This is a genomic window from Mycobacterium sp. SM1, from assembly GCF_018361265.1.
Taxonomy (GTDB): Bacteria; Actinomycetota; Actinomycetes; order Mycobacteriales; family Mycobacteriaceae; genus Mycobacterium.
In genome coordinates, this window is the sequence record NZ_JAFLNH010000001.1 from 1,061,286 (window position 1) to 1,074,652 (window position 13,367).

At 69.6% G+C, this 13,367-nt stretch carries 12 protein-coding genes; 2 read left to right on the top strand and 10 right to left on the bottom strand.

Annotated elements, in window-relative coordinates:
* Window positions 1–46: 46 nt before the first annotated feature.
* The 3 genes from topA to cspA all read right to left on the bottom strand — a co-directional run bounded on the left by topA (window position 47) and on the right by cspA (window position 4,018).
* Complete coding sequence (gene topA / locus MSM1_RS04965) at window positions 47–2,818, bottom strand: type I DNA topoisomerase (RefSeq protein ID WP_307857284.1); 2,772 nt, start codon at window positions 2,816–2,818, stop codon at window positions 47–49.
* Window positions 2,819–2,973: 155 nt separating this feature from the next.
* The gene (locus MSM1_RS04970) at window positions 2,974–3,552 is read right to left on the bottom strand and encodes a hypothetical protein (RefSeq protein WP_213440467.1); all 579 of its coding nucleotides are present in this window, start codon (window positions 3,550–3,552) and stop codon (window positions 2,974–2,976) included.
* Window positions 3,553–3,814: 262 nt separating this feature from the next.
* Complete coding sequence (gene cspA / locus MSM1_RS04975) at window positions 3,815–4,018, bottom strand: cold shock protein CspA (RefSeq protein ID WP_213441437.1); 204 nt, start codon at window positions 4,016–4,018, stop codon at window positions 3,815–3,817.
* 360 nt (window positions 4,019–4,378) lie between these two features.
* Between cspA and MSM1_RS04980 the strand changes: the two genes are divergently transcribed.
* Window positions 4,379–6,703: a DEAD/DEAH box helicase gene (locus MSM1_RS04980; RefSeq protein ID WP_213441440.1), complete on the top strand. Its 2,325-nt coding sequence runs from the start codon at window positions 4,379–4,381 to the stop codon at window positions 6,701–6,703.
* A 138-nt stretch (window positions 6,704–6,841) separates the two neighbouring features.
* Here MSM1_RS04980 and MSM1_RS04985 read toward each other — a convergent pair whose 3' ends face one another.
* The 7 genes from MSM1_RS04985 to ssd all read right to left on the bottom strand — a co-directional run bounded on the left by MSM1_RS04985 (window position 6,842) and on the right by ssd (window position 11,736).
* Window positions 6,842–7,405, bottom strand: coding sequence for an Rv3654c family TadE-like protein (locus MSM1_RS04985; RefSeq protein WP_282100860.1), 564 nt, complete (start codon window positions 7,403–7,405; stop codon window positions 6,842–6,844).
* Complete coding sequence (locus MSM1_RS04990; protein ID WP_213440468.1) at window positions 7,389–7,679, bottom strand: TadE family type IV pilus minor pilin; 291 nt, start codon at window positions 7,677–7,679, stop codon at window positions 7,389–7,391. The genes MSM1_RS04985 and MSM1_RS04990 overlap by 17 nt, the downstream gene beginning before the upstream one ends.
* A gap of 35 nt (window positions 7,680–7,714) precedes the next feature.
* Window positions 7,715–7,960 (bottom strand): DUF4244 domain-containing protein, encoded by a 246-nt coding sequence (locus tag MSM1_RS04995; RefSeq protein WP_213440469.1) that lies wholly within the window; start codon window positions 7,958–7,960, stop codon window positions 7,715–7,717.
* 45 nt (window positions 7,961–8,005) lie between these two features.
* Window positions 8,006–8,596: a type II secretion system F family protein gene (locus tag MSM1_RS05000; protein ID WP_213440470.1), complete on the bottom strand. Its 591-nt coding sequence runs from the start codon at window positions 8,594–8,596 to the stop codon at window positions 8,006–8,008.
* Window positions 8,597–8,714: 118 nt separating this feature from the next.
* Entirely contained in the window at window positions 8,715–9,506 is a 792-nt protein-coding gene (locus MSM1_RS05005) for a type II secretion system F family protein (RefSeq protein ID WP_213440471.1), read from the bottom strand.
* Window positions 9,503–10,669, bottom strand: coding sequence for a TadA family conjugal transfer-associated ATPase (locus MSM1_RS05010; RefSeq protein ID WP_213440472.1), 1,167 nt, complete (start codon window positions 10,667–10,669; stop codon window positions 9,503–9,505). Before MSM1_RS05010 ends, MSM1_RS05005 begins: the two co-directional genes overlap by 4 nt.
* Window positions 10,666–11,736, bottom strand: coding sequence for a septum site-determining protein Ssd (gene ssd / locus MSM1_RS05015; protein ID WP_213441444.1), 1,071 nt, complete (start codon window positions 11,734–11,736; stop codon window positions 10,666–10,668). The genes MSM1_RS05010 and ssd overlap by 4 nt, the downstream gene beginning before the upstream one ends.
* Before the next feature lie 545 nt (window positions 11,737–12,281).
* Between ssd and MSM1_RS05020 the strand changes: the two genes are divergently transcribed.
* Window positions 12,282–13,133 carry an HAD-IB family hydrolase gene (locus tag MSM1_RS05020; protein WP_213440473.1) on the top strand — a complete coding sequence of 284 codons (852 nt, stop codon included), beginning with the start codon at window positions 12,282–12,284 and terminating at the stop codon, window positions 13,131–13,133.
* Window positions 13,134–13,367: the final 234 nt, after the last annotated feature.

The window sequence follows — 13,367 nt, forward strand, 5'->3', positions numbered from 1 at the left end:
AGCGCCGCACGGCGTGGCGGGAGGCCCCAGCGTCCCCCCAGACCGGTTAGCGGTTGCCGGATCTCTTCGCCGGCGCTTTGCGGGCGGCCTTCTTGGCCGGCGCCCTGGCCGGACCTCGGGCCCGCCGTTCGGCCAGCAGCTCTGCGGCACGCTCGACGGTGATAGCCGATACGTCATCACCCGCGCGCAAACTCGCGTTGATCTCACCGTCGGTGACGTACGGGCCGAAACGGCCTTCTTTGATCACTATCTGGTGACCGGACTCCGGGTCGGTCCCCAGCTCACGCAGCGGTGGCGCCGAAGCCCTTTGCCGGCCACGGCGTTTCGGCTCGGCATAGAGCTGCAGCGCTTCCTCGAGCGTGATCGTGAAGATCTGCTCCTCGGTTGCCAGCGAGCGCGAGTCACTGCCGCGCTTGAGATACGGTCCGTAACGACCGTTCTGCGCGGTGATCTTCTCGCCCGTGGCCGGGTCGATGCCGACCACCCGCGGCAGCGACAGCAGTTTCAGCGCGTCGTCGAGCGTGACGGTCTGCACGTCCATGCTTCGCAGCAGTGAAGCGGTACGCGGTTTAGGCTTCCTGCCGCGCCTCGCCGCGGCCCCCTCCTCGGGTTCCTCGGGTTCCTCCGGCAGGATCTCGGTGACGTACGGCCCGTAGCGGCCGTCCTTGGCGACGATCTGATGGCCAGTCTGCGGATCCACACCAAGGACTCGTCCCTCTTGCGGTGTGGCGAAAAGCTTTTCGGCCACCTCCAGCGTCAGCTCGTCCGGGGTGAGCGTGCCGTCGAGGTTGGCCCGCTGCGGGGTGAGCTGGCCGTCGTCTCCGACCACCATGCGTTCCAGGTAGGCCCCGTTCTTGCCCACCCGGACATAAACCGGGCGGCCCTGTGCATCATCGAAAATTTTGATGGAGTTGACTTCCCGGGCGTCTATCCCTTCGAGGTTGACGCCGACGAGCTTTTTCAGGCCACCGGAGCGGGCCACCGAGTTTGGCGCGCCGTACTCGCCGCCAAAGTAGAAGTGGTTGAGAAAGCTGGTGCGCTGCTCATGCCCGGCCGCGATCTCATCGAGCTCGTCTTCCATCGCCGCGGTGAATCCGTAGTCCACGAGCCTGCCGAAATGCCGCTCGAGCAAACCGATGACCGCGAACGCCACCCACGAGGGCACCAAGGCGCTGCCTTTTTTGTGCACGTAGCCGCGGTCCTGGATGGTCTTGATGATCGATGAGTAGGTCGACGGGCGACCGATGCCCAGGTCCTCGAGCGCCTTAACCAGCGAAGCCTCGGTGTAGCGGGGCGGCGGGCTGGTGGAATGCCCGTCCGGGGTCACCTCGACGACCTCGAGCTGCTGGCCAGCTACCAGGTGCGGCAGCCGCCGCTCGGCGTCGTCGGCCTCCCCGCCGGCCAGCTCGTCCACGGTTTCCACATAGGCCTTGAGGAAGCCGGCGAACGTGATGGTGCGCCCACTCGCGGCGAACACGACCGGGTGCTCCCCGGATTGACCGGCGATCCGCAGGCTTAGCGTAGTGCCGCGGGCATCAGCCATCTGAGAGGCCACCGTGCGCTGCCAGATCAGCTCGTAGAGCCGGAACTCGTCGTCGTTGAGCTCCCGGCGCACCGCGTCCGGTGTGGCGAACGTCTCACCGGCGGGGCGGATGGCCTCGTGGGCTTCCTGGGCATTCTTCACTTTTCGGGTGTACTGGCGCGGCGACGGGGAGACGAACTCATCACCGTAGAGTTGACGCGCTTGGGTGCGCGCGGCGTTGATCGCCGCCTCCGACAGCGTGGTCGAGTCGGTGCGCATGTAGGTGATGTAGCCGTTCTCGTAGAGCCGCTGCGCCACGCTCATCGTCCGTTCGGCGGAAAACCGCAGCTTACGGCCTGCTTCCTGCTGCAAGGTCGACGTCATAAACGGCGGATACGGGCGCCGGGTGTAGGGCTTCTCCTCCGCCGACACCACCGTCAGCCGCGCGCCGCGCAAGCCCGCTGCCAACGCGCCGGCACCGGCCTCGTCGAGCACCACAACCCCGTCGAGCTTGCGCACAAGTCCCTGCGAGTCGAAATCACGGCCGGTGGCGACCCGCAGGCCGTCGAGCGTGGTCAGCCGGGCAACGAAGGTGGGCGGCTGCGCGGCCGGGTCGGACACGCTGGCGTCGAGTTTGGCTGCCACGTCCCAGTAGCTTGCGCTGCGAAACGCCATGCGCTCGCGTTCGCGCTGCACGATGATGCGGGTAGCCACCGACTGCACCCGGCCGGCCGAGAGTTTGGGCGCGACCTTCTTCCAGAGCACCGGGCTGACCTCGTAACCGTACAGCCGGTCCAGGATGCGCCGGGTCTCCTGGGCGTCGACCAGGTCGTTGTCCAGGTCGCGCGGATGTTCGGCTGCGGCCCGGATCGCCGGCTCGGTGATCTCATGGAAGACCATCCGCTTTACCGGGACACGCGGCTTGAGGGTCTCCAGCAGGTGCCAGGCGATGGCTTCACCCTCACGGTCGCCGTCGGTGGCCAGATAGAGCTCGTCGGCGTCTTTGAGCAGGCCCTTCAGCTCGCTAACGGTGCGCTTCTTGTCGGGGCTGATGATGTAGAGCGGCTCGAAGCCGGCATCGACGTTGACCCCGAGCCGTGCCCACGGCTCCGATTTGTACTGGGCGGGGATGTCTGCGGCGGCGCGCGGCAGGTCGCGGATATGCCCCCGCGAGGATTCGACGACATACCCGGACCCCAGGTAGCTGGCTAATTTGCGCGCCTTAGTCGGCGACTCGACGATGACGAGTCGCCGCGCGCGCCTATTCTTGCCGCCGACGCGGCCGCTGTCAGCCACTGCGCTTACGCTCCACTTCTCTTGCGTCCGTCCGGCAGAGTGAACTCCCGGCGTGCAGTGCGGTGGTCCCCTCGGCCCTGTGGACAACTGACAATGTGGCATCCGGGCCGGGCCAACGCAAACCGACTGCCGGAGCGCGGGCACCGCCCGAGCCCCTACAGGTGCGGCCACTGCGACAACGCGTCGGAGTCGTCGGGGGATTCCCCCACGTGCTCTACCAGCCGCGATAACCTGCGCCGGCCACTGATCCGCAGCGCCGGGCGACCGCCGCGGGTACCGACGAGCGTCGGGGCCATCCCGATCCGCATCAACGCCGACGCCAGCGGCGAATAGGTCTGCGGAGCGTGCGGATCCAGGCCCAGCAGGTAACGACCGGCATCCGCAGCGCCGGCCGCCAAGGTCCATGCCCGTAGCGCCCGGGGCCCGGGCAGCCACAGCGGGGGCACGGTCTTAACCGCTCCCCGGGTCCACTGCGTGAGGATCTCGCGCAGGCAGGGATCGACAGCGGTGCGGACCAGGGGATGGTGCTCGTCGGTGCGGGTGATCTCCGCCACCAAGCCGGCCTCGCCGATCATCTCGGCAAGCGCGTGGGCCCGCCACAGCTGAGCGACCACGACGGACAGCCGCGCACCGGGGCCGATCCGCACGATTTGGCCCGGAGCGGCCAGCACCCCGGTGAGGTCGGCGACGCCGGGCGGCACCGAGTTTGCCGAGAAGAGAGACAGCTGACCCACGTGACTGACAGTAAGCCCGCTCGGTGACGAGACCCGCCCGCCGGGCCGGGACGCGGCTGGACGGGCGGACCGAGCCGGTGAAGCGGACCGGGTATAACCGGTGCATGCGGGCGAGCCGCCGCGCGGGCGAAGCGTCGGGCGTCGTTGCTGCCGGTGAAACGGCCGGTGACCGAAAACCCCCGGCCGGTCCCGTTGTCGGGCCCTTGCCGGGGGTTTCAGAGCCAGCCGGCTACCAGCGAGCCGGCTGGTTTACATAGCTGGTTTAAATAGAACGGACGCTCGTGGCCTGCGGGCCCTTGGGGCTGTGGCCGATTTCGAACTCGACCCTCTGGTTTTCTTCAAGGGTGCGGAAGCCCGTTCCCTGGATCTCCGTGTAGTGGACGAACACGTCGGCCGAACCATCCTCGGGGGCAATAAAGCCGAACCCCTTCTCCGCGTTGAACCACTTCACAGTTCCCTGTGGCATTTCTTGATCTTTCCTTACTCTTCTGGTGCGGTGCACCGCCCTCCGGTGCACCGGGCCCGCCGTGACCGCCATCCCGCGCGGAGCCGCCGGACCTTCACCCGGCGTCAACCCCGCAAGAACCGCGGCCGCAACGTCGATCCTGCGAAAGTTTGACACGAACACAGAAGCTGTTGCCGTCATTAGTCAACCATGTCCGGTGTGTCGGCAACAGCCCCCACGTGATCGATCCGACAGCGGGCCGGTGAACAATTCGGGTACCGGCCGGCGATGGCGTGGGGCCGGCCGGGTGCTGAGCTGGCCCGGCACCCGATGCTGCGCTTCCGCCGGCACCGACAGCCACCAAGCCGGGGAGGGCGAATGATGGCGAGTTTCGGTGAGGAACTGCTCGCCGCGGCGATCGCCGGGACCCAACCGAACGAGCATCCGCTGCGCCATGTCACCGAGCTGCCGCCGCGCACCGGCCGGCCACGCAGTTGGCCTAGATGGGCCGAGCCCGACGTGGTCCGCGCGTTCACCGATCGGGGGATCCGCACGCCGTGGTCACACCAGCGTGATGCCGCCGAGCTGGCGTACGCGGGCCGTCATGTGGTGGTGAGCACCGGCACCGCCTCGGGGAAATCCCTGGCCTATCAACTTCCGATCCTCACTGCGCTGGCCACCGACCCGAAAGCCCGGGCGCTGTATCTGTCGCCGACGAAAGCGCTCGGCCACGACCAGTTACGCGCGGCGATAGCGCTGACCACGGCGATCCCGCGGCTGGCCGATGTGGCGCCCACAGCCTATGACGGGGACAGCCCCCGCGAGGTGCGCCGGTTCGCACGCGAGCGCTCCCGGTGGCTTTTTTCCAACCCCGATATGGTTCATGTGTCGATCCTGCGAAACCATCCCCGGTGGGCCGTCTTCCTGCGCGGCCTACGCTACCTGGTCGTCGACGAATGCCATTACTACCGCGGCATTTTCGGCTCGAACGTGTCGATGGTGCTGCGCCGCCTGTTGCGGTTGTGCGCGCGCTATTCGGCGGCGCCGACGGTGATCTTCGCCAGCGCGACGACGGCCTCGCCGGGCGCGACGGCATCCGAGCTCATCGGCCGGCCGGTCGAGGAGGTCACCGAGGACGGCTCCCCCCAGGGAGCACGCACGGTGGCGTTGTGGGAGCCCGCGCTGCGCACCGACCTGACCGGGGAGAATGGGGCGCCGCTGCGACGCTCCGCCGGTGCCGAGGCGGCACGGGTGATGGCCGACCTGATCGCCAGGGGAGCGCGCACGCTGACGTTTGTCCGTTCGCGGCGGGGTGCGGAGCTGACCGCGCTGAGCGCCCGGGAGCGGCTGGCCGATATCGCCCCGCAGCTGGCCGATCGGGTGGCGTCCTACCGAGCGGGTTATCTGGCCGAGGACCGCAGCGCGCTGGAGCGGGCCCTGGCCGAGGGCCGGCTTTGTGGGCTGGCCACCACCAGTGCGCTTGAGCTGGGCGTGGATATCGCCGGGCTGGACGCCGTGGTGCTGGCCGGTTTTCCCGGCACGGTCACCTCGTTCTGGCAGCAGGCCGGGCGCTCGGGGCGGGGCGGCCACGGCGCGCTGGTCGTGCTGATCGCTCGCGATGATCCGCTGGATACGTATCTGGTGCACCACCCCGCCGCGCTCTTGGACAAGCCGATCGAGCGTGTCGTGATCGATCCCGGCAACCCGTACGTCCTCGGGCCCCAGTTGCTGTGCGCGGCCACCGAATTGCCGCTCGAGGACGCCGAAGTCCGGGAACTCGGCGCCGAGGGGGTGGCAGCGGCGCTGGTCGACGACGGGTTGCTGCGGCGACGGTCCGGCAAGTATTTCCCCGCACCCGGGGTGGAACCGCACACCGGGGTGGACATCCGGGGCCCGACCGGTGGCCAGATCGTCATCGTGGAGGCGGACACCGGGCGCGTGCTGGGCAGTGTCGGCGTCAGCCAGGCGCCGGCCACGGTTCATCCCGGAGCGGTGTATCTGCACCAAGGCGACAGCTACGTCGTGGACTCGCTGAATCCGCACGACGGGATCGCCTTCGTCCGCGCGGAGGACCCCGGTTACGCGACGTTCGCCCGGGAACGCACCGACATCACCGTGACCGGTGCCGGGGAACGCCTGCGGTTCGGGCCCGTCATGCTGGGCCTGGTCCCGGTTGCGGTCACCAGCAGGGTCGTCGGTTATCTGCGCCGCCGGCTTAGCGGGGAGGTGATCGACTTCATCGAACTCGATATGCCGGCACACACCTTGGCCACCACCGCCGTCGTGTACACCGTCACCCCCGAGGCGTTAGCGCGCGGCGGTGTGGACGCCCCCCGGATTCCCGGCTCGCTGCACGCGGCCGAGCATGCCGCGATCGGGCTGTTGCCCCTGGTGGCCAGCTGTGATCGCGGCGACATCGGCGGCCTGTCCACCGCGGTGGGTCCCGATCCCCTTGCCCGGTTGCCCACCGTCTTCGTCTACGACGGCTATCCGGGCGGGGCCGGTTTCGCGGAACGCGGCTTTCGCCAGGCAAGCGCGTGGCTGGCTGCGACCGCGGCGGCGATCGAGGCGTGCGAATGCCCGCAAGGGTGCCCGTCGTGTGTGCAATCCCCGAAGTGCGGCAACGGCAACGACCCGCTGGACAAGGCGGGTGCCGTGCGGGTGCTGCGCCTGGTGCTCGCGGAGCTGGCCCGTGGCTCGGGCTGAGTCGCCAGGCAGTGACTGACATGGCGGGCAGGCCATCCGGCACGACCGGTGGGCGGACGGCGCGATCCGTTCCCGAGCCCGGCAACGCGGGCGCAGCAGAAGGTATCTGCGTCGCCGCGGCATGCGCAACCCGCTGGCTCAGCCGGTCACCCCGAAGGCAGGCCTGCCGGACGCCGAATGCCGGCAGCGATCGCTGCCGCACCACATCGGGAATATCGGGTCAGGCCGCTTGCGCCCATCACGGGTTGCCCCGGGCGTGGTTGGCTGCTCGTCGAGGCGCTGCGCCCCCAACGATCCGTCGGGGCGCGCCGGCGCGGCGACCACCACGGCAGACAATGCCGAGGTGCGCTTGTTCGGCCACGCCCCGGATTCGGGTCCGGCTCGCGCCGTCGCCCGCGCTGTGCCGGCGAAGGCGACAGCTACCTCGGCGGTGACGACAACGTCGAGACCATGCACCGCGCAGTGCGCGCCGTCGGACCGCATCTGGCGGGCCACCGCCGCCGCCCGGGCACAGGCGGCCGCGGTCCCGCCCGGCAGCTGTGCCGCGCCGGCCAATGCGGCCAGGTCGGCCGCCGCCTGCGCACGATGACGGGCCACCACGATCGCACCCAGGTAGGCACCGGCACCGGTGATGCTCAGCAATACGCCGGCCATCGCCACCGCCACTATGGTCGCCGACCCGCGATCACCGCGGCAGCTCAGATGCCGAAACCCCCTGAGCCGCGATGACCACCGTGGGCAGCAGGTTCGAGCGCGCGGTAACCGTCGCGACGATGAACTCCCCGCTTCGGCGCACCTGCACCGCGGCCCCGCCGGGCGCGATGCGGCGCGCCACAGCGACCGCCGATCTGTCGTCGCCCCGCGCTGCCAGCCGGGCGGCCTCTCGGGCCGCGTCCACGCAGCGCACCTGCATCGATACCGCGGTGATACCCGCCAGGCACAACACCAGAACCACCACCAGCGCGGCGATCGCCAACGCCGCCTCGACGGTGCTGGCGCCGGCGTCATCGGCTACACCTTGGTGTTCAGCGCGCGGCCGATGATCTTGGTCAACGCCGAGACGACGGAGTCTCCGGTGACGACCGTATAGAGGATCGCGCCGAAGGCCGCAGCCGCAATGGTCCCAATGGCATATTCGACTGTCGACATCCCCGACTCGTCGACCGCCAGAAGTGCCAATCGCGCGCTCACGGCCCGAAACCTGTTTAATAGCACTGTTTTTCCCTCCTTTATCACCCTGGTCTCGCCAAGGGTCATTCGCGGTCAGCCCGCGAAGCGTAGGGGCCGCGCCGGTACCCGGGCTCACAGCACGCCCGATTTCAGCACGTCGCCGGCCAGCCCGGCCACCACCGGAACAATGCCCAAACACACGAAGGCCGGGAGAAAGCACAACCCGAGCGGGCCGGCGATCAGAACGGCGGCGCGCTCGGCGGCGGCGCCGGCCGCATGTGTGGCGTCCTGGCGAGCCTGAGCAGCAAGTGCGGCCACGCCATCGGCTAGCGCCGCACCCGATGCGGCCGACCGCCGCGCCAGCCGTAGCAGCGCAGCGGTCTGGGTGTCGATCGACCCGGGCGGCAGGTCCGGGGGTGCCGACCATGCCACGGCCGGGTCGGCGCCCAGCGCTAATAGATCGGCGGCGCGCCGCAAAACCCGGGCCAGCCGCGGCGGTGCGCAGTGCGCCGTCGCGGCCGCAGCGGCCGACACCGCCATGCCCGCTCCCAGGCAGACCGCCAGCACATCCAGGCTGGACGCGACCGCCAGCGGGTCCGGATCTTGCGCAGCCCGGCGTCGCGCCCGATTGAGATGTGCCGGTACCCCGGCCCGCGCCCTCGCTATCGACGGGCGGACACCACTGAGCACAGCAACGGCCAGCAACAGCGCCGCGGCGCTCACCGGTGGACCATCCCTGCCCGTATCGGCGGGCGCCGTACAGCCTTCGCGACCACAACCACCAACCGGTAGCCCGGCCTGGGGCGATCGCCCGGCTGTCGCTCGTCACCCGCCGCGTCCATCACGCCACCCGCTCGGTGATCCGGTCCGACCACAGCAACCCGCCGCATGCCAACGTGAGTCCCGCCACCAGCAGCCACCCACCGGCATTCCCGCCGAACAGGAAACGCAGCGGCTGTGCCCCGATCAGCTGGCCCAGCAGCACCCCGGGCACCGGCAGCGCCGCCAATATCGCCGCAGTGGCGCGCGCACCGGCCATTCTTGCTAACACGTGCATCGAAAAACGTTGGCGCTCAGCAATATCTCGTTGAGCAGCACGCATCAGGGTAGATATCGCCAACCCGTGATCGCAGGCCAGTTGCCAGCACACGGCGATCCGATCCCACTGCGCAGGCAGTGCCGACGATGCGGCGACGCCGCGCAGCCCCGAGCCGACATCGGCGCCGAGCCTGGCGCGCGCCGCGACCTCCTGCAAGCGGGCCCCGACCGCTCCACCGGCCTCGTCGGCGGCCACCGAAAACGCTTGCGCGGGATGCGCACCGGCCCGCAGTTCGCCGACCAGAACATCAAGCGCGGTTTCCAGTGTCCGGCTCTCGTTGGCGGCATGTCGTCGGCGTCGGCGGCGGTGGTACCGCAGCGTGCCGGTCGCCGCCACGACCGCGGCGGCGAGAGCCGTTGGCGGTGGCGCCAAAGCCATGGCGGCCGCCGCGGCGCATCCAGCTGCGCACCAGGCGAAAACCGGCGGCACCCGCGAGTGGGCGGGTGAGCGCGGGGCGAGCCGGCGCCGCGATGCTGTCGGCCAGACCACGAGCGCGAGTGACAGCATCAGCGCGGCCGCCATAGCGTACCTCATGCCGACAGCCGTTCCCGCAGTAGTTGGCGCAGATCCATTGCGTCGCTGGTTAGTCCGTGCTTTACGTGCCACGCCGTGACGGTGTGGACCCGCCCGCTGGGCGATTGACGCAGCACGGCGATCTCGCAAAGCCTGCGACGCCCGGTTCGGTCCCGCGCCACATGCAGAACCACTTGGACTGCCGCGGCGAGTTGGCTATGCAGCGCGGCCCGATCGAGGCCTCCGAGAGCCCCCAGCGCCTCCAGCCGAGCGGGAACCTCGCCCGGGTTGTTGGCGTGTACGGTGCCCGCGCCGCCCTCGTGGCCGGTGTTCAGCGCCGCCAACAGATCCACCACCTCGGCGCCCCTGACCTCTCCCACCACGATGCGGTCCGGCCGCATTCGCAGCGCCTGGCGCACCAGTTGACGCACGGTCACCTCGCCCACGCCTTCGACGTTGGCGCGCCGCGCGACCAGCTTCACCAGATGGGGATGCCGGGGGGCCAGCTCGGCGGCATCCTCGACGCACACAATCCGCTCGCTCGGTGCCACCGCACCCAACATGGCCGCCAGCAGCGTGGTTTTGCCGGCGCCGGTGCCGCCGCAGACCAAGAATGCCAGCCGGGCGGCGATCAAGTCGGTGAGCAGCGCGGCGGCCTGCGGCGCAATCGCCCCTGCGGCGATCAGCCCCGCCAGATCCTGAGTGGCTGGCCGCAGCACCCGCAGCGACAGGCAGGTACCTGCGGGCGCGACCGGCGGCAGCACCGCATGCAGTCGCACCGCGAACTCTCCGGTGCCTATCCCCGTCAGCTGGCCGTCCACCCACGGCTGCGCGTCATCGAGACGACGCCCGGCCGCCAGCGCCAGACGCTGCGCCAAACGCCGCACCGCCGCTTCGTCGGTGAAGCGAATACTGCTGCGGTGCAATCCGTTTCCATCATCAACCCAGACGGCATCCGGCGCGGTGACCAGGACGTCGGTGGTACCGTCCGCGCACAGCAGCGGGTCAAGGATGCCGGCGCCGCTCAGCTCGGTCTGCAACACCCGAAGACTGGTCAGCACCTCGGTGTCGCCGAGCACCCCACCGGACTCGGCCCGGATCGCGGCGGCTACCACGTTCGGGCGCAGCGGCCCGGGTTCGGCCGCCAAGCGCTCACGCACCCGTTCGATCAGTGAGTCGGTCATGCTGCCCGGCCGCTTTGACTCATCGACTGGCGTGGCGGCAGCATGGCGAGCACCCGGCGAGCGGCCATCGCCAGCGCAGATCGCCGGCGCAAACGAAGGCCACCGCGCTCTAGTTGCTCGGCGAGCCGCGGTTCGGCTCGCATCGACGCCAGCAACGGCACACCGGCGATCTCGGCGATTTCCGCAGCCCGCAGTCCGCCCGGTGACGGTCCCCGCACGACCAGGCCGACGTTGGGATTGATCGCCGACAACACCGGGGCGATGGTTGCCGTGGCAGCACATGCCCGCACATCACACGGGCTGATCAAGACCACCAGATCCGCCGTGTAAAGCGCCACTTGGGCCGCCTCGGTCAGCCGCCGGGGGAGATCGCAGATCACAGTCACGCCGCCGCGGCGCCCAGCATCGACGACGGCTTCCACGGGCCCGGCCTCCAACTCGTATCCGCGCCGGACGCCGGAGAGCATGCTGATCCCGCGGTGACGCGGCAGCGCTTGGCGCACCGCCGACCAGGTCAGCCGCCCGCCCTGCACGGCCAGGTCCGGCCAGCGCAGGCCGGGTGCGGTTTCGCCGCCCAGCACCAGATCGATGCCGCCGCCCCAGGGATCGACATCGACCAGCAATGCTTCGGTGGCGAGATGGGCCAGCGCCGCCGCGAACAGTGACGCGCCGGCCCCGCCGCGTCCGCCGATGACGGCGAGAACCTCGCCGCGCGGCGTGATGCCGCCGTGCGCCGACTCGGCGGCGTCCGCCAACTCGCGCACCAGTTCGTCCTCCTGCGCGGGCAGCCGCAGAACCTGTTGGGCGCCCACCGCGATGGCCGCCGCCCAGCTCGCCGGCGCTGGTTCGCCGCGGGTCAGCGCGATGACGTGCGCGCGCCGGGGCAAGGCGCTGTGTCTGCAGCGCTCCATCGCCACCTCGTCGAGCACCACGGCCGCCGCGGCCGACCAGGATCGTCTTGTCGGCGGCGCCATGCCCGGTGACCCGGCATCGGCGTGCACCACCCGCACGCCGACGGCCGCGGCGATCCGATCCACTTCCTCGCGCAAGGCGGGGTCGGCCAGCAGAGCCAAGACGCCCGAGGTGCCGGCCGCGCCGCCGGTGCCGATGGAACTCACCCATCCACGATGCGCGGGCGCGGCGGTTGACCGCCATTCAGAGAGCAGGATCTGGGGACGAAACGAGATCTGTGCACAAACTCGTTGACGCTCGCCGGCGATCAAGCGATTCCGCAACGAAGGGCCGCCGGGCCGGATGCCGAGACCCCGTCGACGGCGAACGGCGCCGGCGAAGCGGAGACACGAAGCAAAGACACCAAGCAGAGACAATTGCCCCGATAAAAGGGACGACCCCCGCCAGGGGGGGAGGAGGCGAGGGTCGTCGTGTATCAGCTCCGGGGGGTCGAGCTGATACACCTCGGCACAGGCCGAGTAACTCTTACTATACACACGACAGCGCCGGCTGGCGCAAGTGTTGCGCGCCGTGGGAGGCGCAGCCCGGTTGGCTTGATCGGACCCGAGAGAGACCGCCCCACCATCGTCGGCACTCTCCTTGAGCTGCGGCTCCGGCGCACCATCGCGACCAAGCGACGGCTCCGCCCTATGCTGGGCCGGTGACCGCTTCCGACTCGGCCGCACAGCAACACCCCGCACCGCACCCCCTGCCACCCCTCGCTCGCAAGACCCGTACCGCCGCCTTTTTCGACCTGGATAAGACAATCATCGCCAAGTCCAGCATGCTGGCGTTCAGCAAACCATTCTTCGATCAAGGACTGATCAACCGCCGCGCTGTGCTCAAGGCCAGCTACGCCCAGTTCATCTACCTGCTCTCCGGAGCCGACCACGACCAGATGGACCGGATGCGCGCCCATATGGCCAACATGTGCGCCGGTTGGGATGTGGCGCAGGTCAAGTCGATCGTCAATGAGACCCTGCATGACGTCGTCACTCCGCTGATCTTTGCGGAAGCCGCGGACCTGATCACCGGCCACCGGCTGTTCGGCCGTGATGTTGTCCTGGTATCGGCATCCGGCGAAGAGGTGGTGGCCCCGATTGCACGCGCGCTCGGTGCCAGCCATGCGCTGGCGACCCGCATGCTCGTCGAGGGCGGCAGGTACACCGGAGAGGTTGCGTTTTATTGCTACGGCCAGGGCAAGGTGCGCGCAATCCGCGAGCTGGCCGCCCGTGAGGGTTACCGGCTGGAGCACTGCTATGCCTACTCGGATTCGATTACCGACCTGCCGATGCTCGAGGCCGTCGGGCACCCCACCGCGGTGAATCCCGATCGCGCCTTACGCAAGGAGGCGACCGCGCGGGGCTGGCCGGTGCTGACGTTCACCCGGCCGGTGTCCCTGCCCGATCGCCTCACCGCACCGCCGAGCGCGGCGGTTGCTGCCACCGCCGCGGTAAGCGCGCTCGCAGCGGGGGCGATCACCTACTCCCTGCTGCGCCGCTTCACGTTTTAGCAGCCGGTAACGACGCAGCCCGGGATTCCCGGATGGGTGATAACGCATCGCCCCTCGGGGAATCGACTTGGGCCGGTGATGGGCCACGGCCACGGACAGCAACGGACGGCAATGGGCCGCCGCAATAGACGGCAGTGGGCCGGTGATGGGCCGCCGCAAACGGGTTTGCCGATGTCGCCGAAGTCGTTGCGGGCGGATTGGGTCTTGATGTGACGGGGCCCACGTAGTACAAAG

Coding starts and splice junctions, on each gene's coding strand:
- cspA (WP_213441437.1), bottom strand. CDS start 4,018: ATGCCACAGGGAACTGTGAAGTGGTTCAACGCGGAGAAGGGGTTCGGC.
- MSM1_RS04980 (WP_213441440.1), top strand. CDS start 4,379: ATGGCGAGTTTCGGTGAGGAACTGCTCGCCGCGGCGATCGCCGGGACC.
- MSM1_RS04995 (WP_213440469.1), bottom strand. CDS start 7,960: ATGACCCTTGGCGAGACCAGGGTGATAAAGGAGGGAAAAACAGTGCTA.
- MSM1_RS05005 (WP_213440471.1), bottom strand. CDS start 9,506: ATGAGGTACGCTATGGCGGCCGCGCTGATGCTGTCACTCGCGCTCGTG.
- MSM1_RS05010 (WP_213440472.1), bottom strand. CDS start 10,669: ATGACCGACTCACTGATCGAACGGGTGCGTGAGCGCTTGGCGGCCGAA.